General features: G+C 58.8%; 24 protein-coding genes. 11 read left to right on the top strand and 13 right to left on the bottom strand.

The genetic code is table 11. The features are described from left to right. Positions 1-280 precede the first annotated feature (280 nt). The 8 genes from BI327_RS10740 to BI327_RS43730 form a co-directional block, all read right to left on the bottom strand. Positions 281-2098, bottom strand: a complete 1818-nt coding sequence (locus BI327_RS10740) for a TniQ family protein (RefSeq protein ID WP_076860218.1) — start codon at positions 2096-2098, stop codon at positions 281-283. 83 nt (positions 2099-2181) lie between these two features. Further along, entirely contained in the window at positions 2182-3225 is a 1044-nt protein-coding gene (locus BI327_RS10735; protein ID WP_076860217.1) for a TniB family NTP-binding protein, read from the bottom strand. Positions 3226-3228: 3 nt separating this feature from the next. Further along, positions 3229-4836: a Mu transposase C-terminal domain-containing protein gene (locus BI327_RS10730; RefSeq protein WP_159450432.1), complete on the bottom strand. Its 1608-nt coding sequence runs from the start codon at positions 4834-4836 to the stop codon at positions 3229-3231. Between the two features lie 567 nt (positions 4837-5403). After that, positions 5404-6132, bottom strand: coding sequence for a hypothetical protein (locus BI327_RS10720; RefSeq protein ID WP_143271577.1), 729 nt, complete (start codon positions 6130-6132; stop codon positions 5404-5406). A gap of 626 nt (positions 6133-6758) precedes the next feature. Next, positions 6759-8339, bottom strand: coding sequence for an AAA family ATPase (locus BI327_RS41035; protein ID WP_083742025.1), 1581 nt, complete (start codon positions 8337-8339; stop codon positions 6759-6761). A 55-nt stretch (positions 8340-8394) separates the two neighbouring features. Continuing rightward, complete coding sequence (locus BI327_RS43655; protein WP_076860735.1) at positions 8395-8727, bottom strand: DUF6634 family protein; 333 nt, start codon at positions 8725-8727, stop codon at positions 8395-8397. 55 nt (positions 8728-8782) lie between these two features. Beyond that, positions 8783-9553 (bottom strand): metallophosphoesterase, encoded by a 771-nt coding sequence (locus BI327_RS10700; RefSeq protein ID WP_076860734.1) that lies wholly within the window; start codon positions 9551-9553, stop codon positions 8783-8785. Between the two features lie 232 nt (positions 9554-9785). Beyond that, positions 9786-10103 (bottom strand): DUF6634 family protein, encoded by a 318-nt coding sequence (locus BI327_RS43730; RefSeq protein WP_394329843.1) that lies wholly within the window; start codon positions 10101-10103, stop codon positions 9786-9788. Between the two features lie 197 nt (positions 10104-10300). Here BI327_RS43730 and BI327_RS43725 point away from each other — a divergent pair, with 197 nt between their 5' ends. Continuing rightward, positions 10301-10552, top strand: coding sequence for a helix-turn-helix transcriptional regulator (locus tag BI327_RS43725; protein WP_083742024.1), 252 nt, complete (start codon positions 10301-10303; stop codon positions 10550-10552). A 380-nt stretch (positions 10553-10932) separates the two neighbouring features. On the opposite strand, the gene BI327_RS10685 is transcribed toward BI327_RS43725, so the two are convergent. The 3 genes from BI327_RS10685 to BI327_RS10675 all read right to left on the bottom strand — a co-directional run bounded on the left by BI327_RS10685 (position 10933) and on the right by BI327_RS10675 (position 14240). Further along, positions 10933-11874, bottom strand: coding sequence for a TIGR03571 family LLM class oxidoreductase (locus BI327_RS10685; RefSeq protein WP_076860211.1), 942 nt, complete (start codon positions 11872-11874; stop codon positions 10933-10935). Between the two features lie 107 nt (positions 11875-11981). Beyond that, entirely contained in the window at positions 11982-13172 is a 1191-nt protein-coding gene (locus BI327_RS10680) for an FAD binding domain-containing protein (RefSeq protein WP_089025435.1), read from the bottom strand. A 123-nt stretch (positions 13173-13295) separates the two neighbouring features. Then, positions 13296-14240 (bottom strand): LysR family transcriptional regulator, encoded by a 945-nt coding sequence (locus BI327_RS10675; protein ID WP_076860732.1) that lies wholly within the window; start codon positions 14238-14240, stop codon positions 13296-13298. 101 nt (positions 14241-14341) lie between these two features. On the opposite strand from BI327_RS10675, the gene BI327_RS10670 reads away from it, so the two are divergent. Beyond that, a complete protein-coding gene (locus BI327_RS10670) occupies positions 14342-15010 on the top strand; it encodes a DsbA family oxidoreductase (protein WP_076860209.1) in 669 nt (222 codons plus the stop codon). Positions 15011-15111: 101 nt separating this feature from the next. Then, positions 15112-15531, top strand: coding sequence for a cupin domain-containing protein (locus BI327_RS10665; protein WP_076860208.1), 420 nt, complete (start codon positions 15112-15114; stop codon positions 15529-15531). 340 nt (positions 15532-15871) lie between these two features. Here the strand turns inward: BI327_RS10665 and BI327_RS10660 are convergent, their stop codons facing one another. Both BI327_RS10660 and BI327_RS10655 read right to left on the bottom strand, forming a co-directional pair. Further along, the gene (locus BI327_RS10660) at positions 15872-16330 is read right to left on the bottom strand and encodes a CoxG family protein (RefSeq protein ID WP_076860207.1); all 459 of its coding nucleotides are present in this window, start codon (positions 16328-16330) and stop codon (positions 15872-15874) included. A 158-nt stretch (positions 16331-16488) separates the two neighbouring features. Beyond that, the gene (locus BI327_RS10655; protein WP_076860206.1) at positions 16489-17166 is read right to left on the bottom strand and encodes a TetR/AcrR family transcriptional regulator; all 678 of its coding nucleotides are present in this window, start codon (positions 17164-17166) and stop codon (positions 16489-16491) included. 225 nt (positions 17167-17391) lie between these two features. Here BI327_RS10655 and BI327_RS10650 point away from each other — a divergent pair, with 225 nt between their 5' ends. The 8 genes from BI327_RS10650 to BI327_RS10615 all read left to right on the top strand — a co-directional run bounded on the left by BI327_RS10650 (position 17392) and on the right by BI327_RS10615 (position 26580). Next, positions 17392-18252, top strand: coding sequence for an FAD binding domain-containing protein (locus BI327_RS10650; RefSeq protein ID WP_076860205.1), 861 nt, complete (start codon positions 17392-17394; stop codon positions 18250-18252). Position 18253: 1 nt separating this feature from the next. Next, entirely contained in the window at positions 18254-18775 is a 522-nt protein-coding gene (locus BI327_RS10645) for a (2Fe-2S)-binding protein (protein WP_076860204.1), read from the top strand. Next, positions 18768-21236, top strand: coding sequence for a xanthine dehydrogenase family protein molybdopterin-binding subunit (locus BI327_RS10640; protein WP_076860203.1), 2469 nt, complete (start codon positions 18768-18770; stop codon positions 21234-21236). Before BI327_RS10645 ends, BI327_RS10640 begins: the two co-directional genes overlap by 8 nt. A 162-nt stretch (positions 21237-21398) precedes the next feature. Next, complete coding sequence (locus BI327_RS10635) at positions 21399-22103, top strand: hypothetical protein (protein WP_076860202.1); 705 nt, start codon at positions 21399-21401, stop codon at positions 22101-22103. Between the two features lie 549 nt (positions 22104-22652). Beyond that, positions 22653-23285 carry a hypothetical protein gene (locus tag BI327_RS10630; protein WP_076860201.1) on the top strand — a complete coding sequence of 211 codons (633 nt, stop codon included), beginning with the start codon at positions 22653-22655 and terminating at the stop codon, positions 23283-23285. Further along, entirely contained in the window at positions 23279-23725 is a 447-nt protein-coding gene (locus BI327_RS10625; RefSeq protein WP_076860200.1) for a type II 3-dehydroquinate dehydratase, read from the top strand. The genes BI327_RS10630 and BI327_RS10625 overlap by 7 nt, the downstream gene beginning before the upstream one ends. A 339-nt stretch (positions 23726-24064) precedes the next feature. After that, complete coding sequence (locus tag BI327_RS10620; RefSeq protein WP_245334766.1) at positions 24065-25267, top strand: alkene reductase; 1203 nt, start codon at positions 24065-24067, stop codon at positions 25265-25267. A gap of 53 nt (positions 25268-25320) precedes the next feature. Beyond that, complete coding sequence (locus BI327_RS10615; protein ID WP_076860198.1) at positions 25321-26580, top strand: ABC transporter substrate-binding protein; 1260 nt, start codon at positions 25321-25323, stop codon at positions 26578-26580. Positions 26581-26591 lie beyond the last annotated feature (11 nt).

Raw genomic sequence — 26591 nt, 5'->3', positions numbered from 1 at the left:
ATGTCGGTTCGCTCATCCGGGCTACAAAAGTAAAGGCCGCTCGTCGGAGCGGCCTTTGTGATTTTCGTCAGCGCTTGTGAAAACCAAGAAAAGTTGTCCTTCAGCAGTGCATAGAGTCCCCATTTTTCGTCGCTTTCTTAGTTTGGATGAGGACCTCAATGTCCACCAGTGATGGCAAAACCTGTCCACGAAAGATGCCCTAAGAGGCGGCACAAGTTCGCGCGCAAAAAAAAATGCTCCCGCCGGCGGGAGCATTTTGACGCAAAATGAGGCCGAATAGCTACGAGGGCAAATCGCTGCGCTTGAAGAAAGAGGCCCCAACGCCGTCAAGTTCGGGAGTCGGTCGCACGCCAGCCTCCTGAAGCTCGCGGTTCAGAGTGCCCATGTACTTGCCGCGTTCGCGCGCGAGTTGATGGAGCGACACATACATACTCTTGAAGCGCCCGATCTCTTCCAACGGAATGACGACTTGAGGATTTCGCTTAACAGGGTGTCGCTGGACGACGGTTTTTAACGCGCCGGCTCTGACCAGGCCAGCCATCACTGTGCCGCTCACGTGGAGTGTTCGGATTGCATCCTGGTAAATGAGACCGCAGAGGTCCGGGAGTCGAGTGAGAGCTCGGATTTCGTCGGAATCGACTAAAATGGCCGCTAGACCTTTTGCGTCGGCTCGGCGGCCCACCCAGGCGATCTGGTCGTCGATGATGAGGCGGATGATTTCGAGGACCGAACAGTTAGCCCGCCGACAAGCCGTTGCCATGTCACAGGCTTGGGGTCCCGCGCTCTTGACCTTTTTGGCTTTACGAAAAAGCCTGGCAAGGAACGCGTCGAGCTCCGATTCAAAGTATACATTGTTCATGGCACTGCCGACTGAGTGCTGCGGGATCATGCCTGCATGGCAGAGGGTTTTTAGTAGCCCACGAGGAGCGTTGATGTACTGCTCAGCTTGCTTCGCTGTAATGGCGTTGCGTTCGCGGTCGAACAGCCGGTCTGCTACCGCTGCGTCCAAAAGCACGTCCCGGTCTTTGACCGAAGGGTTTGGGATGAGACCTTCGGCGTCGATGAGCTTCCTCAGACGTTTGGAGTGCATCTTGTACGCGACCGCAGCTGTGCGGATGGAATGCAAACGACGCGTTTCGACCGGTCTGCCGAAGAGTTCATCTCCGGGACCGAGCGGAAATTGCGCCAAGATATGTTCAGCCATGGCTTCTCGGACGGGATCATAACCAGCATCGCTTAGGCCTTGCGCAAAAGGAACATACAGTTTGCCGTAGGTAGCTTGGAGGCCGTCGACCGACCGATCGTGCTTTCGAACGTGCTCGCGTTTCAACTTTGTCATGAAGTGATCGACCCCAGCTGCGCCGGATGCGGTGATCGCGAATCCAGCGGCTCCAGCCTGATACAAGTCATCGTCAGTCAGCGAACGGAGGTTGACGCCTTTTCCAAACTGCGAGACCGCTCCGAATAGCTCGGTCGTGTACGCGGCGACGAAAAAAGGTAAGCGGTCTAGCCATGGATACGTGGTGCGTCCCTCTATGCGGCTCAGTAAGTACGTTTCCAAGCCCGACGCTGGCCGGCGCCGCACATTCCGAGCTAAGCGATCCATATCCGGAATCCTGTCCATGATGTTGCGCGTGAAGTCATGAAGCTCGCTTGACGGAATGTCGTTCCTGACTTCGACGAGTGCGACCGAGTGCCGAGCGCAGGTGCGGACTGACTCAATGGCCCACTCTGAACGACCATAAGCGGCGAGGGCAGGCGCGAGATCTGAGGCCGCGATGTCGCCTTGGATGCATACCGGGCACAGGTGGACGCGGCGACGCCTAATTCCGGTTTTCGTGATCGTCTGGCCTTTCAGGCTGAATGTCATACCAGCTTTGTGGATCGAGTTCTGGTTCAAGCATTCGAACTCGGCGCCGCCGATATCGGCGAGACACCGAATGGTGCACTCGTCGCCATCTGCGACCTCTTGAAAGGAGAGGCCGAAGTCGCGGAGCAAGTCCCGGGCGCTTACGAAATTTCTTGCCGCCAGGCGAGCAGCAAAGCTTGTCGGCGTCTCGCCATCGCCTGCCGGGACGGTTAATGCGAGCTTCTGCATAGAGGGAGCTCCAGATTGGAAGGGGGAAAGTGCTGGGAGCGTCGGGGGCACCTGCTTCAGGTGCCCCCGACATGGGTTGAGGTCTACTTGCGGCCTTTGCCGCGCGTCGTCGCCGGTGGCGGTCCGGCGACGTCAGCTTCCTCAACAGAGGTTCTGCATGCGATCTCGAACCACCGCTCCGCGAGGAACGGATTGTCCTGCGCGCCCTTACCCGCCTTTGCCGCGTAGACATCAGCGTAGTGATCGCGCGTGAGAGCCGAATCGCCCTTAACTTTGCAGTAGGCGATCGCGGAAATGGTATTCTCGATCGTTAGCCCCAGAGCATAAAGGGATGCGTGCGTGAGGCGCGCAAAGAGAGCATCGCCGTCCGAATAGGCGATCTGTAAACCGGCCTCTTCGACGTATGCGTGAACCACATCAGCGATGAGGTCCAAGTCAGCGAGTGTCAGTCGCCGGAAAGGGACCTTTGTCAGGCGGCGGTCGAGCTGCGGATCAAGCGCAAGGAAGGGAAGTAACGTCTCGACGCCGCTTAGGATGAGCGTAATCCGGTCAGTCTCCATCAAGTTTTTGAGTGAGTCGGCCGTTGTCAGCTGATCCCTAAGAGAAACGTTATGGACAACGTGCTGGAATTCCTCAATGCAGAGAATGATCTTTCCCATTGCGTTGAGCCGCTCGCCCACCAGCTCAAAGAGCCGATGTGACGGCAGTTCGCGCTCGAGCGGATAGCCCGATTTAATGAGGATACGCCGACCGAGCTGGATCAACGTACACGGCGAAGGGGCCGACATCCACAGGAGCGGTGACGTCGAAGTCACTTCACGATAACTGGAGAACTCAGCGTGACGCTTGAAAAGGTCCTTCAATGAGGTCGATTTACCGACACCCGTCGGACCAATGAGCGCAAGTCCTCGTCCTTCCATGCGGTTCTCTAGCGAGGGCGGAAGGTCGGGATCGCGGCACTGAACAGCGTTGTTGATGAGGAGGTTCATCTCCTTTTCCAACGCGGTTTCACGATCCGTGCGGATGAATTTCTTACGCAAAGTCTCGATCGTGTCGTACTGGGCGCGGAACTCTGACGGCAGCGAAGCGCGAAGGCGGGCGATGGCGTCGATGGGCTTGTGGGTCATGGATCAGTCCTCCAACTTCAAATTCGATTTGCGGGTACGGACGGCCGGCTTGTCGGCGGCCGCGGGTGGTGGAACTTCGTTGCCGATGGTCGTATCGGTGGCATCGTGGGCGGCCGGAAGATCGAGGATCGGCACGGCATTCGCGAAGCGGTCGCGGCGGCCGTCCTTGTCACGGTTCGCCGTCACGGCACCGTCGTGGGTGTCGTCCGGTCCGACGATATCGAAACCGTAGAGGAGCTCCCGTTCGCTTCGTTCAAGGTCCTCTGCGGAAACGGTCGGAGCGGCGATGTTGGCGCGGGCCATCGCGAGATGCCCCATGGTAGAGATCGCTCTGATCGCGTCGTCCACGTATTGCTGCGACAATGCGGACTGCACCAGGTTGCGGCGGCGGAGATCGCGCACCGCCTCGGTCCAGAGATCCAAGTGAACGCCGGCGAACGAACCTCGCATCGCGGGTACCGTTAACCAGCCTTCGTCGACCCAGACGCTAACGTTTCCTAGGTTCTCAGGGTCGAACTTGACGGCGACCCGCCCATCGCCGGTTTTCCGACGATATTCCTGCAAGCGCGGCGACTGGTAGTGGATGCCTGCCACCCTGACGCCGCGATGATCGAGGGCTCGTTCGATCCGGGGGCCAAACACGTTGCGCAACTCATCCGACGACGGGGGCGGAAGAATGCCGTAGCGCTCAACGAGCTGCAGCCATTTGTTGTATGGCGTCATCCCGTTCAGCCCGCCATGCGGGGTGTGGTGATATTTGTCGACGATGTATCTTACAAACACGAAGCCGAGATTTTCAGAGAAGAGGCTTGCGTGTGCGGCCGGATCGTAATCGCCTTTCTCGTCGGTGCTGCCGAACGTACGTCCGGAAAAGTGCGGGAGCAGACCACGGTCGATCGTGCCGAACATGCGTTCGCCGTGGCTCCGCATCTGCGGAAGGCCAACTGGCGCCGTCTCGTAGATCGCGCGCAAGTCAGCTACGGAACTGCGGAACTCGTTCGCGATCCACGCGCTGCCGGTGTCGGTGTGCACACTGCCCGGACGAGCCGCCATCGGCCAGTCAGACTTGCAGCCGGCAGCTCGCGCGTACCGTGCCTTGTCGCTGACTGACATACGCAGGAGCGCGTTAGCGGTCTCTTTGTTCTCAGTCGGAGAGAACCGAACGCCTGCCACGCAGCGTGTTGCTCCACAGATTGCGAGATGGACGACGAGCCGTTCACGGGCCGCCTTGCGCTTAGCTTCTGGCGAAAGTTGGTCCCACTCATGTATCTTCACGGCGATGGTGGAGATCTCCTGGCGTTCGAGCAGCTTCTGCTGTTCTTTCGCCGATAGGTCGAACAATGAAATAGCGCCACCATTCTTAAGGCGCGTCATCGTCTTTGCTTGGTCGTAATAGCGGACGTCGTGGTGCAGCTGTCCCTTGGCTGCAATCTCCTCGAGCTCCTCGTGCGAGAAACCCTCTGGGACGGGCTCTCCAACCGCGAGCGTCGCGATTAGAACGTGGCCGAATTCGTCCGACGAACTCCAGCGGTATTCGCGGGAACGGAGGACGATCCGGTCAAGCGGCCCGAAGGCGAACCGCCGGGGTGGGGTCTTCTTAAAGGCGTACATGGACATGCTCTTGCGTGTTGGCTTCGTCGACGAGGGCGGCTTTGCTGCTTCGAGCCGACCTGTCGATCTTCGCTGTGAAAAAGGGCAGTGGGAGGAACCGAGAGATCGCGGTACTGTTCGTCAGAGTCGATTGGGATGAGCTCAGAACCGCATGGCTCCCGGTTCAGCTGGCGACAGTCGCGACGACGGATGGCGATATGATCGCCAGGCCTGAAAATGAAATGCATGTTGGTGATCTCCTTCTTGGTCGAAGCGTCGACTAGCGAGAACGGGGCTCTGGTATAGCCGGGACGGCTGCGCGCACAGTTTGACGGAACGGTCCACCAGCGAAGTACGGGCCAAAGTCCTGGCGAGGCGGAGCCTTCGGGATGTGCGTGAAGGCGCGACCCTCGTGCATCGGGCGCCGGCGTAGGTTCTTGTGGGCAGTCATGAGTTCTTCCTGTGGTCTGACAGTGAAAGGTGCAGTTCTTGGTCCGGATTAGATTGTTTGGCGCTGTGCGGCGGTCCGCGGGCACGAGGTCGACTTTCGCCGCGTCTCAAGATGGGATACGGGCTCATGCTGACCACTCAGTTCGATGTGGGAGAGGTGGGCTTGGCTCGGCGGATCTTCGTGCCGTAGTCAATACGGGTGTCCGGATCAGCGAGCTGGAAGAAGCCGCCGGCGATCAGACGTACGATGGATCGAAAGCCCTGGGCGCCGAGGCCGCTACGTGAAACGATGTCATCGATCGTTACAACGCCTTCAAGTTCGGACGTGATCTCGCGAACCTGTTGGTCATCGGCGGGAGCCGGACAGCGCTTTGTTTCATGCGCCAACTCCGCGTTGAATCTCTCGTTCACCGAGAAATCGAGCTCTGTCATCAGCACGATGTCGTCAGCCAGGCCGCGGCCGGTTTGCTGGGCGATCAGCTGAATCGTACGGCGGATACCGCTGCGGACTACACGACGAGAGTGTTTGATCGCCGTGAGTGTTCGCCGTCCGCTGACCATCTCCGTGTAGAAATCGAACGTATGGTGGTGGAGCTTACCGCCATCTCGGTATGCGACGCGCGGAGGCTGCTCAAGGATGAACGAAATATTGGGATCCATCGCGAAAGCCTCAGCGGCAAAGCGCTCCGGGCGGCTTTCAAAAGACACGACGCGGCCGTCCTCGACGATGAATCCCGTCGATGAGTACCGAGATCGTAGGCTGGGCAAGCGGCTTCCGCCGCTGGGGGCGGTGGGTTTCCAAATATCATGGTCCGCTTCGGGAAGTGGCCCACGGGCCGGGACGGCGCCCTGATTGCGCAACTGCATCTATGTGACCTCCAGACAAAGGAGGAGCGCTCAGTCCAAATGGACGGACAAGCAGCGCTCCGGAAAGTTCGGAAAGGGGAGGTCAAGTACCGAGGCAGCAAATCGCGCTTGCACCTTGCTACGGTGCATGCGATTCTCAGACTGTCCTGCTAGGGACACAGCCTGGGGCTTCGGCCTTGACCTGCGAAATGCGCACCCGCAACGGTGCGCATTTTTGCTAAGTGATGATCGTTATGGACATTGGACACCCTCTTGATCAGTGGACGCCGCATGGGCGCGTTAGGGCGATCTTATGACCCGGAAACCTGCATGTTGAAAGCGGGAGAGAGATAGCATTTTCTGAGAATCCTGAATCTGTTAGCCGGATAAGCTCAGGAAACGATTCGACTTTTGCCGCCCGACTGATTCAGTCGACCTATAAGGCGTGTGCCGCGACCTCTCGAATGCCTGAATCGACCGATGGGTCTTAATGATTCTGCTACTCGGCGTCCGCTGCGAGATATCGGAGAGTTGGCGCGAAGCGGGGCGAGTTTTTTGATGTTTTGGCTGTCCTCAAGGGCCTCAAGTCGCGCGTTTCCACAGGAAAAAGAGGCGTCTTGAACACAAGATTGTGAAATGTTTGCTGATCAGTGCCTCGACGCTTGGTTATCGCGGTGGACCAAGAGTGCCTCGACGACGCGACGCAGAAGGCGGACCGACCCGCCGGGCCAGTGCTGCGTCACCGCTGCCCGCTCGATAGCATTCAGGGGCGTCACCCAGTTCTTGTCGAGTCCACGTTCGCGCACGAGATCGGCCATGACAGCCGGCAGCAATGCATCGAGATGTTCTCGCGTCGGTTTCGGAAACCTAACAACGCGAAAGCGATCGCGGAGCGGTGACGGAAGTGGGTCCAGCGCATTGGCGGTCGCGACGTAACTGACCTGTGACAGATTCAGATTTGTCTGCAATGCAGGGTCAGGATACCGGGAATTGGTCTCCGGCTCGAGGAAGCCAAGCAGACAATCCCAGAACCGACCGTAATCGGAACGCGTTCCGGCTTTTTCGATTTCGTCAATCAACACGAGCGGATTAGCAATCTTCCCCTGTGCCACTGCGAGAAACGAGTGGCACGGCTCTGCCGAGTACCAGCGTCGATCGGTGCCGCCGAACACTGCGCCGTCCGAGCGGCTGGCGTCGGTCCGCCAGACGTTGAGGCCCAGGGTCTCCCCGAGGCGACGGGCGAACCGGCTCTTGCCCCCGCCCGCGTCACCAACGATCAAGAGGGGGCGCAGGTGCACAGTGCTACGCCCAACAAGATCAGTCAGTGCGAAGTCGATCACCTCAATAGCATAGGGGAACTCGAACATCAGCGCGGCGCGTACCTCGTGCAGCAGTCGTACTTCGACCAATGGCAGCGGATCATTGATGGCATCCTTCAGCGGGCCGAGGATGTCCTTCAGCTTTGGACTCTTCATCTGATTTTCGCTTAGCCGCGCAACCACGAGGTGGTGATCTGGAACGACTTCTGTTGCAACCGACGGGAGGAGTGCTGGCGCTTTCGTTTCCTGCTCGACTTCCTCCGCCTGACGGCGTGCTTCGTCTTGGCGCTCGTGCTCCTCCCTGGCTTTCCGTCGAGCCCTGACAGCAGCTTCGATTATCCTGTGCTCTGCGATCCGGCTTCCAAGGTACGGGGCGCTCTCTGCTGCTGAGCCGTTTCTCGGCACGAGGTCGGTGCATGCGGGGAGTGCGGCCCAACCGAAGGTGAAGCGCTCGAGGTCGAAGCGTAAAGCGTGTTGTTGCTTAGCGAGCATTTGGAACGCAATTACCAGGGCCTTCCCCACCCGGCGGTAGTCATCGAAATAGATCGCATCGCAGGGCAATGGCAATGACACCAGTCGAACGCAGTCAGCAAGGCTCCTAAGATCTGGATTGTTCTGGCTGACGGCGAGATGATCAATCCGCGCCGCGAGTGCTGAAGCGGATTTCGGCGTCGGCAACGTGGCCCATGCAGCATTCTCTGGCAGCAATGGACAGAGTTCGGCAGTCTCCGCCATTAGCCGCTGAGGTATGTGAATGGCCCCCTCGACGAAGAGCATGGCGTAGCGTTGGATCCGAGGCAGTCCCTTGAAGCGCTCGTCCCAAGTGCTCGAATCCGTTGCCGCACCAGACGAGATGCGGTCCGAAGGCGGCGGCAGTTCGGAGTCGTCGATGTCATCAGCTGCGCTCATGTCTCGTTCTCCAACCGCCGCTACCAACTGGTGCTGCCTTCGAGGTCAAGATGTGTCAAAGGCCATTGCGCTCGAGCGGCCTTCTAAGGCGATAGAATCGCGAGAGCGTCCGAACCCAAGAGCCGTCAGGATCGGCGAACCACAGTTGGCTCGTCGCCGCGGTGCCATCGCCGAGGATGGGATGACCGGTGACACGTCCGACCAACTTCACACCTCGTGGGGTTACGACTGGGACCCAGTCTTCCAGCAAAGGTGCCTGTTTCAGTAGCTCTGAGACAGAGCGCCTAAGTTCGAGCCGGTCGCAATCATCGGCCAGGTCACGAAGGCGGCGCGACAGATTTGGCGAGATGTGCGCGGGGTCGAGAAACGGAAACAATGATGTCAACATGTGCATACTCGACACAGTTCGAATGGAGAGTGAGAGGGCCGGAGCGCTACGTGCCTCAGTCGCTGATCTGAACCGCCAACGCGCCGTCGAATCGCTCGTTTTCGGAGCCGTAACCATGCGCATTGCAGATGATCCGGGTGTCACCGATCATGTAGTCCGAGGAATTGTGGACGTGTCCGTGGATCCACATGGCAGGCTTATGGGTGGTGATCACCTCCGAAAGGTCGGACATGTAGGCCGCGGTCAGGCGGTCGTTGCGGTATTTTGGAAGAATCGAGTCCCAATGGATGGCGTGGTGGGTGACCACGACCGTCGGAACGGCAAAGGAAGTCGAGAGAACTCTGTTTAGATAGGCCTTGGACCGATGGTGCAGATGTGCCGCCTCCTGTGGTCGAAAGCGTCGCCACGGCTGCTTTGTCCACCCGATCCGCCGGTGGTCATTCATTCCAGCGGCGCAAGTAGCCATCACGTTCGGAATGTTGCCATCACCGAATATCCGGTAGTCGGTCCAAAGCGTCGCGCCGACAAAACGGCATCCACCAATTACGACACTGTCGTCCTCAAGGATGTGGATATTGGACGCCGGCGCTTCGGAGCGCGCAAGCTCAAGCTCGTCCCCAATGAAGCTGCGGTAGTACTCATGATTGCCGAGCACCATCACGATCGGGATACGAATGGGCACGATCCATCGCAGGTGACTAAAGGCATCCAGCGCACCCTCGCACACATCACCAGCAACGACCACGACGTCGATGTTATCGACGATCGTGATATCCTTGTTGGGAAGGACATCGATATGAAGGTCGGAGAAGATCTGAATCTTCATGCGGCACTCACTCTGACAGACGACAGCGTCTACAGAGACCAACACACGCTTGTGTTCCGGACTATCCAAGCGGACGTGGCGCAGGAGAAAGGGGAGGTACGCAGGCGCGAGAAGCGCGTAACCACGAGCGGCTACGCCTCGCTGCGGCCAACCCTTTGGGGCGGTCTGTGGTTCGGTGGCGCACCGCGCTACGCGCGGCGGCAGCAGATCCCCTGTGACTCCCGTGCGGGAATCAGCTCGCCGGCAAAGGATCCTGCTGCTCTGTCCCCAATCGATAGTACATGGATCGTGTACGTGCCCAACGCTTGCTCGGATCAATGAAAACGACCTCTGAAGTGTGCAGTGAGGTCCGATTTCCGAGCAGTGGATGCTGGTAGACGGCGCCAACGAGACAAGCGGCCGGCAAGAAGCCAAACGACCACCGATCCAAAAGCGGGCTTCCTTCTAAGATATGGGCGGGCGGTGCGTCACCCGACTGGATCCGTCTCAGGTCGGCAGGAGACGACGATTTGGGCGTCTCTCCCGGTTTTGTTGAACGGGGGGAAGCCATCCATTACGCTCAGAACGCGATTCCAGTCCTTGACGCAGTGGCGGCTGCGTCAAGGGAGTCTTGGCGTCGATGGGAAAGTGCTGGTTTTGGAGGGGGGCTAAAGGATTCGACTGCCCTTCAGGCATCCTAATAGCCGTCAAGCTTCCGCGAGTGTTCTCCCCGACGGAAGGCGCTTCAAAAATAACATAGTGTTACTTATGGTACAAGAAGTAAGCTCCGGCGTGGTTAACGCGGCCCAACTGAGGGCCGCGAGGGTTTGGCTTGCCATGAGCCAAGATCAGGTCGCGACAGCAGCGGGATTGACTCGGCACACCATCATGCGGCTGGAGCGGGACACGTCGGCAGCCGAACAAAGAACCCTTCGCGACATATGCAAAGTTTTCGAAACGCGTGGCATCCGGTTCCTGTTTTCTGATGGGGTCGGAGTCGGAATCTCAACGTTGGGCTGACCGTCGATCAAAGTAGGTCGCTTAGCGGCAAAACTCTCGTAGCGCCTGAATGACCTGTGCAGGTTGTTCTTCAGCCAGGAAATGGCCGCAGTCGCTAACTGAGCCTCCCCGGACGTTGGACGTCATGCTCCCGATCCGCTGCACCATGACCGGTCCCCACCGTTTTTCTCTGCCGAGTGTCAACACCTTCAGTTCCGAGGGAAGACGTCCCGCAGCCTTGTTGTCGGCCGCGTCTTGGGGGAATTGCCGGTACATCTCCATCCCGGCCCTGAAGGGGCCTGGCTGACTATAGGCGGCCGCGTACTCAGCCATGTCGGCGGCCGAGGTAGGTATTTCGTGTCTCTGGAAGCAATTGTCAGCTTAGGGTGATCGTCCGAGGATCATCTCGTAAGGGGCAATAGAACGTCGGCCGCGATACGTTCAAGCTTGTGTCGCGGCGGTTCGCCGGTAGGTGGCAGATTGAGGAGTACGTGGTGAACGCCCGCGTCTCGCATGTTGCCGAGGACACGGGACAATGAATACGTTCCCGTGCGGTAGCCGAGGTGGATGGGGTCGGCCGGCGCCGACGCGTTGTCGAGCAGCTCAATGTGAACACCGACGCCGAAGCTGCGAAACTGACCAGTAGCTACGCGATCGACAGCCCGTCGCCACATCGCATGCCGATCACGCTGAACGTCCGGCGGTCTGTGATAGGTCGTCCAGCCCGAGCAATTGCGTGCAATCCATTCTAAGGATTGCCCGGCTGATCCGATCGCAACCATTGGAATTCGGCTCAATGCGGATGGACGCATCTCGTACGTGACAGCGGGGGCTAGGAGATTCTGAGCGATGCGCGAAGGTTGTTCTAGCGCGGCCGCGAGCGCGCTCCAGTGACGCTGAAACAGTATCTTGTGATCCTGAGTGTCCGCGTCGAACGCCGCGAACTCCTCGCGTCGATCGCCAGACCCCAAGCCTAGGACGAAACGACCTCCAGTCAGTCGATCCAGAGTGATCGCAGCCTTCGCGATGTGAAGCGGGTGACGAAGCGTCAAGACAGTAGCCGCTGTCCCGATTGAAAGGCGCGACGTTGCCATTGCAATCGCACCTAGCATACTAAATGGGTCGGGGTGCCCAAAAGTCTCTGGATACCAAGGCCCATTCAACGGAACGTCACGTACCCAAACAGCTGTAAAGCCAAGTTTGTCCGCTAGTCTCGCCAACTCCACCTGTTCTTGAAAGTCAACCGTGTCATGTTCCGTCTGGCGTACTGGCAAAACGATTCCGACGGACAGTTGACCATCCTGGTATAGCTTTGTGCCGGCATCGTGCTGACTGGCAATCATCAATCGTTCCTCGGATGTCGATTGCGTCACCTCAGTGCAGTTAGGGTCCGTCGCTGACGTCGCCGCACAAGTAGTTTCTCCCGCCGGTGACGCCCATGGACACGGCTCTAGCCGACCTGTACCGGCGGCGGGCGATGGAAAAGCAAGTAGCTTCCTGCCTCGGTCCCCTGCCTGTACAGAGCCTTGCCAAGGGCCACTTGGTTTGGCTCCCAATTGGCCAGAGCGGTCTCGACGTCACCAGGGAAGGACTGCAGCGCGTCAACGAGATCGAGTGCGTTCGACGCGGCCTTCGAGGTGCTCGCTGCAGTATGGGGGCGTGGGATCGCCGCCGCGTCCCCCAAGACGATGACCCGTCCAGCGACCATGCGTTCGGATGCTAGGTCGCGGATAGCTTGGGCAAATGGCTGTTTGGTCGCCTCGACGATCTCGCGGAAAGCAGGAGGCAGCATGGCCTTGGCGTCGTTGCGAATGTGGTCGATCCATTTCTCATCAAGCATGCCTTCCGGGACGGAGTAGCCGCGATGATGACCATCGCGATCGGTCATGATCGCGGAGAGTAGTTCAGCGTTAGCGACGCGATACCAGACCCAATTGTAGAGCCGATGACCCTCGCGCACATCATTGTGTTCGCCGGGTACCAGATACCCGAGTATGTGAGACCCCTTGTTGCTCGCGAAGCCGAAATCGCCATGCAGCATCTCGCGAGCGATGGGCGGCATCGCGCCTTCGGGAACAAGCCCGCGCCAGGCGAGATAGCCGGCGTAAGTTGGAATCTGTTCGGGCCAGAATTGCTGCCGAACCGCGGAATTGCCGCCGTCCGCGCCGACCAGCAAGTCACCCTCTTCGATCGATCCGTCCGTGAATAGCGCGGTAACTGTTGCGCTTTCGACGTCTTGCTCAATCCGACGAAGTGTTTTCCCTGAATGATAGCGTCTGTCGCCGAAGGCCTCTTTCAGCGTGGTGTAAATTAGTGACCAAGACGTCTGGGTCTGGGGTGCGAAATGCTTGGAGCGGACCGAGCCGTCTGGCGCGAAAACCGTCCGATAGACGGAGCGCACGCCGAGGTCGATCGCTTTGAGGTCAATGTCCATGCGATGGAAGACGCGGACCACGTCCGGTTGCAACACGATACCGCCGCCTCGGCTGTCAAGATCATGAGCGGAACGCTCAAAAATATCGACGTCCCAACCGATACTACGCAAGAGATTGGCTGCGAAAAGGCCGCCGAGAGAGCCGCCGATGACCAACGCGCGGCGCGGCCTATTATTCTGCTCACTAAGGCGAGTAAGGGGAGCCATGGGCATCTTTCCTTTCCTGATGCCCGTTTAGATGATCCTATGTTTTGCCAATGATAATTGGACGAATGTCGCTTTATCCTTTGCGCCTCACGCAATGTTCGGCCAGGACGATGCTGGGATAGGTCATCCGAGTTTCGTCGGGACATTGTCACGATAGCGATCCCAATAGGGCGGCGAGCCGAAATGATCCGCGAGGAAATCGATAAAGGCCGTCAGCCTTTTTGATCCGCGCCGGTTCTGTTGATATATAGCCCAGATGGCACCTTGATCGCCCGTTGGTGCGGTCGACCATTGTTCAAGGACTGGCAAAAGTCTTCCCGCAGCAATATCATCGCCTACCAACCAGGTTGGCATGAGAATTAATCCCGCACCGCCAACTGCGGCTTCTCGCAAGAATTCGGAGTTGGTTGCTCGCAGATTGCCAGACACTGCGACCTTCTCAGTCATTCCATCCCGAGTGAATGTCCAGGAGCTATCGCCGGAAAGATAGTCAAAGAGCAGACAGTTGTGATGGGCTAGGTCTTGCGGAGTGGCGGGAGAACCACGTTCTCCGAGATAATCCCGGCTCGCGCAGATGACTCGGCGATGTGGCGCCAGTTTTCGAGCCACTAGATTGGACGAGACTAGCGGTCCGAGCCGGATCGCCACATCGATTCTATCTTCGACAAGATTGACTACCGTGTCGGTCAGCCGCGCATCGAGGCGCATTCCCGGATAACGGCGGAGAAACATCGGAATGGCGGTTGCGACATGCAGTCTTCCGAAAGCGACGGGAATCGTCACCCTGAGCAGACCACTTGGCGGCCCGGAAAGTTCATTCACTGCCCGATCAGCGAGTTCGAGTTCCTCAAGAATCCGCCGGGCGTCTTCATAGTAGTGGGTGCCAGCCTCGGTGAGGGTCAGGCTGCGCGTCGAGCGATTCAGGAGCGGCGTGCCAAGATCTTCTTCAAGAGCGTTGAGTTGCCGGGTCAGCGACGACGGCGCTACGCCCAAGCGGCGGGCTGCGGGGGCAAAGCCGCCATGTTCAACGACGGCGACAAAGCTCGTCAGGGCCGCAAATCTGTCCATCTCCCACCGTTGCGCCAAGCGCAAAGAACATCACAGATTTCAGCTCATTATCATTCCAGGTAAGTGGGCGCAAATGAGCTCCACGAAGCGGAGAAAAACTCATGACGCTTACTGTTACGATCACGTCGGACTTCATCTGCCCGTGGTGCCTCATCGGCGAGCGCAGGCTGGAGCGGGCGCTCGCCAAACTGCCGGATGACGTTATCGTCGAGCAGAAATGGCAGCCATTCGAACTCAATCCCGATATGCCGCCCGAAGGCATGAAGCGGCAGACCTATCGGACACTCAAGTTCGGCAGTTGGGACCGCAGCCAAAGGCTAGACGCCCATACTGTCGAAGCCGCAAGGGACGATAATGTCAGATTCAACTATGCTGCGATGGAGCGGACTCCCAACACATTGCTGGCGCATCGGTTAATGCGGCTCGCAGAACTGCGGGGTCTTGCAACGCCGGTGGCGAAGGGGATTCTCTCAGCCTATTTTGAGCAGGGCCGTGACATCGGAAACGCATCAGTGCTGGCAGATGTCGCCGCGGAAAATGGATTTGATCGCGATCGCGTCGCAGCCTTTCTCGCAAGTGAGGACGAGACACAGAAGGTTTGGGACATCGAACGGGCTGCGCAGCAACAGGGGATACGGAGTGTGCCGCTTTTCGACATCGATGGCGAGGTAGTTAGCGGAGCGCAGTCAGTAGAAATCTTCGAGGCAGCTCTCTTGAGGGCTGTTGGTCGGGCCGACGCCTGCTCCGGTGGCGCTTGCACGATTTCCTGAATCGCAAGACGTGAAAGCTCAACCTTGTCGGACGTCGCTGGCTGGTAACCAAAGCGGTCATTTGCGTTTCCGAATGGCATGCGCAAGGAAGGAGAGATGTGGTGAATAGAGACGAAGTCTATTCGATCGACACAAACAAGAAGTCGTGGGAGACACTCAACATACCGGAACTCAATTCAAGCATTCTTGCAAAGCCGCTTGTCATCGATGGCGACAAGGGGATGACCGTGTCTAAGGTCTGCTACAAGGCGGGTTTCACCAATGTGTCGCACTGGCATAATTGTGCGCACGGCATGTACGTGCTGGACGGCATTCTGGTGACATCTGCAGGGGAATTCGGGCCCGGAAGCTTTGTCTGGTTTCCCGAAGGAACCAGGATGTTTCATGGTGCGCAGGTCGATAACGATGTGACGTTCCTATTCATCACGAACAAGCCGTTCGATATCCACTATACTCACCTTGAGGAGCCGATCGTAGACCTCGGCGTAGGAGCCGACACTCGCACGGGCCAATCTCCGTGAGATGTGAGACCATCGGTTAGTCATGGCGAAGGCAACGCGTCCAATCGTGATCTCTTCGTGGCGCGTGTCGCTCAATGCTTGAAAATGCTTGGCGTCTCGGCTCCAATCGCATGAGCTGTCTGACTACTAAGGGTACCGGCAATCGCTCGTGATCTGAAAGCGATGAGCACCTCTGCGAAATGCGCCGGGCGCGCCAATCGCACGCGGTCTGTATCGTGGTGTAGCCGCGAGATAGGATGCGACCTGCATCGCCTATCAGTGGTCAGTATTGAGTTCAATTCATATGGCGTCCAGTAGCACCGCGTGCGCAGCGGAGTCTTTGCCCGCTGTCTTGCGAAGCCTAAAATTGGGAGTCGGTTCCTTGAACGAGTTCTCTCGAGAACCGCTCGAAAAACGTCGCCGCAAGGGTGCGCGCGGCTCCCAGAACCAACCGGCTTCCCAATTGGGCGAGCTTTCCGCCGATTTGAGCGTCGACCTTGTACGTGAGGCAAGTCCCCTCCGGTACCGCCGCAAGCTGCACGTGGGCTGCACCCTTGGCGAAGCCGGCCATGCCTCCGCTGCCTTCGCCACTAAGCGAGAAATGATCGGGAGCCCCGCTGGAATCTAGTTTTACTTGGCCGCCGAAACGCGCCTTGATCGGGCCGATGCGTAGGACGACGGTGGCGTCGAACCGATCATTGTCGATGCGATCCAGGGTTTCGCAGCCCGGAATTGAGCCGCGCAAGATCAAAGGGTCACTAAGTGCGGCAAACACCCGAGCAGGTGGAGCGGGGATCACAATGCTGTCGTTCAGTTCCATATCTACCTCTGCCGATGCGGGTGACGCATGTCACCGCGGCTAAGGAGATTGTCACTTTATAAGTTATCGATCAATAACTATGGTTTTCGAACCAACGAGGAGTCCGGGCTTGGTGCCCACGGCTCCTGGCCTAGGCTTGATTCCGCCTAGATCGGCGGTCAGCCAGCCATCGCCGGAAATTTTATGCGCTCGAGGACGGTTCGCATGCCGCCCACTACGACACGAGCAAGCAGTTCGACGGCTGTCGCCGAATCGACTTTTGGCGTGATCCCGTAAACGCGGTCTCGTACTCCGTAGTAGAATATGCCGCCGTGAAATAACCAAAGCGCCTCGATCTCTTCGGCGGTCAGTGGGACCTCTTCAGCGGACGGATAGCCAAAGGCGATCCGCAACTCGGCGCCGATGCGGCCTAGGACGCGCTCTTCGACCAAGGCTACATACCAACGATTGATTTGAAGCCGTTTCAGGCCGGAGAAAAGGTAGATCCGGCTCCAGTCGGTTTCGAATATTCGGCGCGTATACTCGGTGTAGAAAGCGGATAGGCGATCCTCAATATTTACATTGCGGTCCGCTAGGATCAGGTCCCAAGAGGATCGCCACTCGCTGAGAAAAACCCGCTCATAGACCGCATTGACCAGGTCATCCTTGGTAGGGAAATGCCGGTAGATGGCTGGCTGAGTGACGCCCAGGCTTTTGGCGAGGTCATGCGTGCTGCTCTCAAAACCGTGTTCTGAGAACAGTCGGATTGCCGCAGCGACAATTTGTTCCTTGCGATCTTCGGCAGACATGCGCTGACGAGAGCGTGTGTCAGCCTTCTTTACCTTTCGCTTTGCCATTTTCGCCACTCTGTGGACCCTTTGCCTTGGGAAGTTAGACGGCGTGACTTATCAGCCAATTACCAAGATAGAGGTAATGGAAGTTCGCGTGTCGATTCATCCTCTTATCAGCATTCCAGCGTTCTAAAAGCGATTTGGCAGGGTGGTAACCCTATTGACAGCCTCTGCGAACCGGAACTAAGTTATCAAACAATAACTATATTTCGTGCGGATCGGGAGGAGTCCATGAAGCCTGCACCGTTCAGGTTGGAGCGGCCTGACACCATTCAAGCGCTATGCCGTGCTTTGGCGAAACACGGCGACAGCGCGCGCATCCTGGCAGGGGGGCAAAGCCTCGTGCCGATGATGAATTTTCGACTCGTGACGCCGGAAGTCCTGATCGACATCAATCGGGTGGACGGGTTGGATTACATCCGCCTGGATGGCGATGCGTTGGCGATCGGAGCGATGACACGCCATGTGACTGTCAAGGAGTCAGCGCTCGTCAAGGCAAACGTTCCGCTGATTGCGAAAGCTTACGATCACATCGCGCACGTGACCGTTCGCAATCGCGGAACGATCGGCGGCAATCTCAGCCATGGAGATCCAAGCTCGGAGCTGCCGGCCGTGGCGATCTGCCTCGATGCAAAGTTTGTTGTGTCGAGCTCCGAAGGCAATCGCACGGTGCGGGCCGCGGAATTCTTCAAGGGTATGTTCGAGACGGACGTGAGCCCGGGCGAGTTTCTTTCGGAGATTCGCTTTCCGGTGGCTGCGCGCAACCAGCGCTTCGGGTTCGATGAGTTCAGTCCCCGCCATGGCGACTTCGCGATCGCCATCGCGACCGTCGCCCTCGAGATGAAGGGCGACACGTGCGTATCCGCGTCGGTCGTCCATGGAGGCGTTCGCGAGATGCCCGGGCAGGTGGCCGATGCCGAAGCTGCCTTGCGCGGCAAGGTGGTCTCGGGTGAGCAAGTCGCCCTGGCGGCCAAAGCGACCGCGTCGATCGAGCCGACCCTGCAAAACTACCACGGTGACGCCGCCTACAAGTCCGACCTGCTGCGTGCGCTGACCGCGCGCGCACTGTCTCAAGCGATCGGGGAGGGTTAGCATGAACAAAATCGCAAACGTGGCTGAGGGGCCGGCAATTGAAACCGTCCAGATCAATGTGGAGGTCAACGGTGTTGCCTACACGCGATATGTGGAGCCGCGGCTGCTGCTCTCGGATTTTCTGCGGCAGGAGTTGGGCCTCACCGGCACACATGTCGGGTGTGAGCACGGCGTTTGCGGATCCTGCAACGTGATGGTTGACGGCTCGACGGTTCGCAGCTGCCTGGTCTTCGCGTCGCAACTCGACAACGCCAAGATCGAGACGGTGGAAAGTCTCGGTCGGGTTAATGCCTTGCACCCGCTGCAAAAAGCGTTTTGGGAAAAGCACGGCCTGCAATGCGGATTCTGCACTCCCGGCATGCTGATGACAGCGAAAGAACTGTTGGACCGCAATCCAAGGCCGACCCGGGACGAAATTCGAGAGGCGATCTCCGGAAATCTGTGCCGCTGCACGGGATACCAGACGATCATCGAGGCGATCTATTCCGCCGCTTACGAAATGCAGGGAGCCACCAATGGCTAAGGAATCTCATTTCCTGGAGATGTCGCGGCAGGAGGAGCAGCCGCGGAGCAAGTACAACTGGATCGGCAAGAGCATGAAGCGGGTCGAGGATCCGCGCTTGCTAACCGGCAAGGGAAAGTACATCGACGACATCGAGCTGCCGCGCATGGCGCATGCCGCTGTGATGCGAAGTCCGCATGCGCACGCGCGGATCGTCTCGATCGACACGTCGAAGGCAAAGAAGCTGCCTGGTGTGCTGTTGGTGATGACCGGCAAGGAGGCCGCCGAGGTGACGGGGCCCACGGCCAGTTTCGCCAGCCCGCCGGTCACGCAGTGGGCTATCGCGACCGATCGCGTGCGCCACGTCGGCGAACCGGTTGCCGCCGTCGTCGCCGAGAGCAGGTACATCGCGGAAGACGCCATCGACTTGATCGAGGTGCAGTACGAGGAGCTGCCGCCCGTAGTCGATCCCCGGGATGCGATCACTTCGACGGGTGACGCGGTGCTTCACCCGGAACGGGGCGACAACAACGTGGCGATGCACCGCATTTTGAACTTTGGTCCATTGGCGGAGGACTTCGCCAAGGCGGATCACGTCGTGAAACGCAACTTGCGCTGGAGCCGCGTTGCCGGAATGCCGATGGAGACGGCGGGTGCGGTTGTTGACTATGATGAAGGAACCGGGAAGTTCACCATCTATGCCAACACGTCCATGTACAATTATGTGGGATGGTTGATTGCCGTTTCGCTCAAGGTGTCCGCAAGCCAGGTGAACATCATCCCAACCTTGGCGGGCGGAAGCTTCGGCTCGAAGCTGTTTCTCCACAAGGTGCCGACCATCGCGGCGACCTTGGCTCGCGCGGTGGGCCGGCCTGTGAAGTTCATCGAAGACCGGATGGACAACATCATGAGCTCGGACAACCATGCCTCCGATCGGATTTACGAGGCCGAGCTTGCCGTCAAGGACGGCATGATGACCGGGCTTCGGTTCAAGGTCATCGACGATTACGGCGCCTACCTGCAATACGGCTATGGAACGCACGGAAATGCCCTGTCCCAGGTGACGGGACCCTACAAGATCCGTTCCGTTGGGATGGAGTTGACGGCTGTCTTCACCAACAAGGGGCAGCAGGGCGCCTATCGCGGGTTCGGCTCCGAGGTCGCCAACTTCGTGCTTGAGCGGCTGGTCGACGCCGCGGCGGCGGAGTTGGGCGAAGATCCGACCGCGTTCCGCGAACGCAATTTGATCGAACCTGATCAGTTTCCCTACAAGATACCGACTGGCAACGTCTATGACAGCGGCGACTATCCGGCAGTCTTGAAGCAGGCAAAGACGATGCTTGACTATGATGGTTGGCGCAAGAAGCAGGCAGAGCTGCGCAAGCAGGGACGCTATATCGGAATCGGTGTCGCGACTTGCCAGGAGCGGTCGGTGTTCAGTTCAACCGAGTTCTGGTTCTTGAACCCCAACGAGACACCCGGCTTTACGCTGACCAGCTCGCCCGAGGGCATTCAGGTGAAGATCGACCCAACGGGCAAGGCCTTCGCCACAATCAACGCGCCGTTCTGGGGCAACAGTCCCGAGACCATGGTGGTGCAGATCTTGGCGGAGCACCTGACCATGGATCCCGCCGACATCTCGGTCAGTTACGCCGACTCAGACGCCGGATTGAACGGCACCGGACCCGGCGGTAGCCGGTACACGGTCATGATTGCCGGTGCGATCACCGGGGCAGCGAAGAAGATCAAGACGAAGCTGTTGAAGGTCGCAAGCCACATGCTTGAGGCTGACGTCGGTGATCTCGAACTTGTCGATGGTCACGTGTCCGTCAAGGGGACGAACCAGAAGAAGTCCATTCCCGAGATTGCGCTGCATGCCCACTACTTCCGGCTCTCGATGCCCCTGGAGGATCGCGAGCTCACCAGCGGCATCGATGCAACCCACGTCTACGATCATCCGTTCACGACAATGCCGAAGGAAGACCGCAGCGATCTCGGTGTGTTTTATCCGATCATGGGAAACATGTGTCATATGCCGGTCGTCGAGGTCGATATCGAGACCGGGCGGATCAGCTTTTTGGATTACGTGGCCGTGCATGATGCTGGCACCGTGGTCAATCCGATGACGCTGAAGGGACATATTCGCGGCGGGACTGCCGCCGGAATCGGGACCGCGATCTATGAGCATCTGCACTATGACAAGGCCGGTCAACTCACGACGGCCAGCTTCGCTGACTATCTGATCCCGACCGCCTTTGAGGTCCCGCAGGACGTGCGCGCCGGCCATGTGGAGACGCCATCGCCGTTTACAGAATTCGGAATCAAAGGCGGCGGCGAGGGCGGGCGAATGGGAGCGCCTGCGGCCATTGCTTCCGCGGTGGAAGATGCATTGAGGCCGATGGGAATCAGGGTGGAAAGCCTGCCGATCTCGCCGCGGGCATTGCGCGAGAAGATCCGGGAAAGCGAGCGCCTCAAGGCGTGATTTTAGAGGGTGAGCGCTGGCCTAGTGCCGCGCTGCCCTGGGCTTTCACAGAGAGCAAAGGAGGACTCCGCGTGGAGCATGGCGCGAACGCGCGCCATGCGTCGTGCGCTCCGAGCATTCGGAGAGCTATTGGTATCATCAAGGAAGAGGAGGAAATGTAGAATGACCCAGCTTCGACCGCCACAGCTTGTTGCCAACTCTCGCATGCTCTACTTCGGATGGGTGCCCGCCGATCCCGAAGCGGCTCGTCGTCTCCTGCCGCCTGAACTGCGAGCCCAACCGAACAGTCAAGTATTCATGAATACGTATGAAGTGGATCGTGAAGAGTACACCTCACATTTTGGCGCCTACAATTTGACCTATCTCGGCGTCGACGTGCGCGGTCTCGACGTGAGTGAGGTGGTGCCTGCGCGCTGGTGGACGCATTATTGGTCGTCGAGCGCTGAAATGAGCGAGTACGTCAAGAAAGTAGGAACACCGGCCCGTCCCGGCGGCCGTACCGTGCTCGAGCTGAAGGACGGCGTGCTCGTTGCCACGCTATTCGATCAGGGGCGCGCGATCATTCGCACGACCGCCACGGTCGGACCTGCAGGAGACGATTATGTTCGCTCGCATCTGCGTTACATCACCAAGGCAGGAGATAGCTTTTACAGCGGCCATTACCCCGCGATCGGACGGTGCGCTCGCGACCTAAAATTTACCGAGCTGGAGTTCCTGGACAAGTCCCACGATGTCTACGCCTTGAGACCCAAGGATCCCCTCGAAATCGTATGGGGCTTCTACTTCACGAGCGCTGCATTCTGTTACCCCCACGCCGAGCTTCTGACGCGCGAGGAGCTCGCGAACGCATTGGCGGAAGGCAAGTAGTAGATTGCCAAGCAGGGCTTCTGACTGGGCCGGCGTAGCATTCGCCGATCAACGTGAAGAGCGGAGGGACGGCACAATTGCATCAGGCCCGCTCGGCTCGGCGAACGGTCTCCCTCACTGGCTCCTGTCGATTGCGTCGACGGAGCCATTTTTTTGATCCAAATGGCTGCGAGCGTCTCCGGCTCTAGGAGCGTCAGATTTACCATCGATGCCTGGGTCCGCCAAAAAACGGCGACATGCAGTTGGTACCGGGAATATGCGCGGTGGAGGCGTTGCGCCGGTCCGGTTCTCTGAGAGTTCAATGGCTGGAGTTAGCTTCGCGGTCCCGCCTTCCGCCCGCAAATCGATAGGGGGCGCTTATAGCCGGCAATTCGAGAACGTATTGTTCGGAATTCTGAGCTCGCTCTAAAGTCGACTGCCGAGCCATGGGACGACGTGCACCCGCGCCAGTTCGGAGGCGCTTTGATGCATCACGTTCGTTGTATTGGACGCGGCGATTGCTAGGTCTGCCTCCGTCGCAGCAATGACGAAAAATGGGCGAATGAACAGATGAGCGGTGTGCTCGCAATTTGGAATGATTGTGCGCGTGGGCGCGGGGCCGCCTACGAGGAATGGTATCAGCAAGAGCATCTGGCCGAGCGGCTCGCCGTCAATGGATTCGTTGTCGGTCGTCGATATGAAGCAATAGATGCCGCGCGGCAGTTCCTGACAACTTATGAGGTTGAGACGCCGGCGGTCCTTCATTCGGCGGCGTATCGCGAGCGCCTGGCCAATCCGGCCGAGCGAACGGCGCGGATCATGCGCGACGGTCTGGTGAATATGCGTCGCACCATGTGCAAGCGGCACGCAATCCGCGGCGATTGCCGAGATGGAATCGCGCTGACGGTTGCTTTGAATCAGCCCGAGCCGATGGCCCGGCTACAGCGTGTCGTCGGTAGATGGCATTTGAGCAGCGAGCTGGCGCATTCAGAGATTTGGATTGCCGCTGAGAGAGAGGATGCACCTTCCGCGGAGGAGAAGCTGCGCGGCGCCGACGCCAAGATCAGTGGCTGCCTGGTTCTCGAGTTCCTTCGGCGTGATGCCGCATTGCGCTGCTCCGAGAAGGTAAGACGCGACGTTTTTGAGGCTGACGTCGGAGTCTATCAATTGATGTGCGCCTTGAGGGGAGAGGATCGATGTTGAAGGTGCTGCTGATCCAGGGAGCGAATATGGAGTATCTCGGCTCTCGCCAACCGGAGATCTATGGAAGAACTACAGCGGCCGAACTCGACGAGATCTTGCGTGCGGACGCCGCTCAATTGGGTATGGCGCTCGATATCGTCTATACGAACATTGAAGGTGAAGCGATCAGCGCAATCTACCGCTCAGTGCGCGAGAAGGTCGATGGCCTCGTGATGAATCCGGCCGGATTCCTCTATTCCGGCTACGCGCTGCGCGATTGCCTAAAGGCCGTTCCCCTACCATACATCGAAGTGCACATGACCAACATCGACGCGCGGGGGATGCATTCGGTGACGGCGTCCGAGTGCGCTGGCATGGTAACTGGTCTCGGTGTGGAATCTTACCGTCTGGCGCTGCTGGCTATCGAGCGGTTGCTGAACAGGGCGAAGCCCCCGGCTTGAGGTGGAGGACGTGGGTAAAGATAGACGCGTGCCGGTGTCTCTCCAGTTGATGCTGTCGTTGAATTTCAGGATGGCCCTTTCGTCGCGATATTTTCGAAGTCCGCCATCTGGCCGGGGCAGGGGCGTGCGGGAGGTCGGCCGAGACGGCGCGAAACGAATTCCGCATTATTTATCAATTGATTACTGTTTCATTCCCGAGTTTTACCCAAAATGGCGGCGCAATTGTTCACCCGGTGTTCGCAGGGCATGAATTCTGTTGACGGCTTAATTATCAATTGATAACTTGATTGTCGAGGCGTCCTTAGCCCTTGGGGATGTAGGCGCCGCGCTGACGGGGTGATGCCATTCACCATCCACGGCACCGCAGGTCGGACGCCACCACGCCCCACCATTGAGCGAGTTGAGAAGCAAAATTCGGAGACGATCATGGCTAGGCTTCAAGATAGTCTGAAACTTGGTGCGCTCGAGTTGAAGAACCGCGTGCTGATGGCGCCGCTAACCCGCTGCCGGGCTGGCGCTGGTGATGTTCCGGTCAAGATCAATGCCGAATATTATGCACAACGCGCCGGGGCAGGTCTCATCATCACCGAGGCAACCAATGTCAGCCCGAACTCATGCGCCTTCGAGCACGCTCCGGGAATCTGGACGCAGCCGCAGGTCGAGGGGTGGAGGCTGGTCACGCGAGCCGTTCACGATGCGGGCGGCCGAATCTTTATGCAGCTCTGGCATTGCGGCCGCGTCGGCGCGTCGGGACTGCTTGATGGCAACGATCCGCTCTCTCCATCCGGCGTCAATGACGATCTCGATGCGCTGCAGGTCTGGGGCCTCTTGGCGAACGGAAACTACGTCCGCATCGCGGCGACGTCCTCCCGCGCGATGACCGAAGCCGAAGTCAAGGCCACGATCCTGGAGTACAAGGCCGGCGCCATCAATGCGATCCAAGCCGGATGCGATGGGGTGGAGGTCCATGCGGCCAACGGCTATCTGCCGCATCAATTCCTGTCGCCGACGACCAACCAGCGAACCGATAGCTACGGCGGGTCCGTCGAGAACCGCGCCCGGTTTCTGCGAGAGATCATCCAGGCCATTACCTCCGAGATTCCCGCATCGAGGGTCGGGGTCAGACTGTCGCCGTTTGCTGCCTACAACAACGTGAGGGATACCGATCCTCCGGCGACCTACGCTTACGTCGCAAAAATGCTCAACGAGTTCGGTGTGGCCTACATTCACATCGCCGACACCAATGCGTGGGCTGGAGCGCCGGATCTGCAAAGGATCCTGCCGATCATCAAGCCCCACTTTAACGGCTCGATTATCGTCAACGCCGGCATTACTCCGGAAAGCGCCGAACAACTGGTCGAAGCGGGCGCCGCCGACGCCGTCGCGTTCGGGCGCGAGTTCATCGCAAATCCTGATCTGCCGGAGCGCATTCGCCGCCACGGACCGTTCAACGAGCTGCGCAATGTCGGCCTCTATGGCGGAGACCAGACCGGGTACGTCGACTATCCATTCCTCAGCAGCGAGGCAATGGCGGCCGGATAGCGCTCGGAAACGAAGCTGGTCGCCGAAAACAAACAATCGCGAGGAGGAMCCCAATGAGAGACAGCGCCAAGGCCGTGACGGGATCGTCGCGCAGGACGATTCTGAAATTCACCGCGGCCCTGGCGGCTGGCTGCGCGCTGCCTGCCTTCCACAGGCGCGCATTCGCGCAACCAGCCAGCATCAAGGTCGGATTTCCCGTGCCGTTGACCGGTCCTTATGGGTCCGAGGCCGCTGACCAGGTGCGCTGTGCGCAGCTGGCGATCGAGGATTTCAACAAGGCGGGCGGACTGAACGGCCGGCTCGCCGAACTCCTGGTGCGGGACGACAAACTGAACGCCGCGGAGGCCGTCACCCGGACCCTCGAACTGATCGAGAAAGACAAGGTCGACATGATTGTCGGCTCGCTATCGGGCGCCGTCCTGCTGGCGGTCAACGAAGCGTGCAAGGCGCGGGGCGTGCCCTACAACGGCCTGAGCATCTCGGACCGGATCAATGAGGCCAAGGATTTCGGTCCAACGACCTATCATGAAGGTCTTGCGCCTCATCTATCGGTCGGCGCACTCGGACGATACGCCTTCGCCGGATCGAGCAAGAAAGTCGCCTATCTGATCGCCGACTATGAGTTTGGCTACGAAATGCGGCGTGCGTTTCAATCAGTGGCGGAACAAACAGGCGCGCAAACAGTCGCCGAGATCAAGCATCCCCTGGGAATGCAGGACTTCAGCAGCCTATTTCCCAAAATTATCAGCGCCAAGCCGGACGTTCTGTGCGTTCTGAACTTTGGCCGGGATCAGCTCAATGTGCTGAAGCAGGCAAGCGAGTTCGGATTGAAGGAGCGCATGAGCATCGTGGTGGGCGCGCTGTCCACAACGCAGCGAATCGCGGGCGGCGCCGACGCCTACGCCGGCGTCATTGGCGCGTCGAACTATTATTGGGCAGCCGAGACCAAGTTCGCGTCCGCAAAGGCGTTCAATGCGGCCTATGCCGCAAAGTATAAAGGTGGGGTGCCGTCGGACTACGGCAGCTACGGTTACGGCGGTGTTCGCTCGATGCTCGAACTGGCGAGAAAGGCCGGCGGTGTTGGCGCAGCCGCGCTCGCGGATGCTGCAAGCACAGGGTTCAAGTTCGATCTCTACAAGGGTCCCCAAGAAATCCGCGCGTGCGATCATCAGTCAATTCAGGCGGTCTTCATCCTCAAGTCGAAGGCCGAAGCCGAAATGAAGGGGCCCAACGATACGTTCGAAATCGTGTCGATCGTGCAGGGTGATGAAAGCAAGCTGCGCAGTTGCGCCGAGCTGGGACACAAGGCTTGAGCGGGAGATTG

It is taken from the genome of Bradyrhizobium mercantei (genome assembly GCF_001982635.1).
Classification (GTDB): domain Bacteria; phylum Pseudomonadota; class Alphaproteobacteria; order Rhizobiales; family Xanthobacteraceae; genus Bradyrhizobium; species Bradyrhizobium mercantei.
Note: the sequence above shows the minus strand (reverse complement) of the source record. Positions and strands in the feature narration are given on the sequence as shown.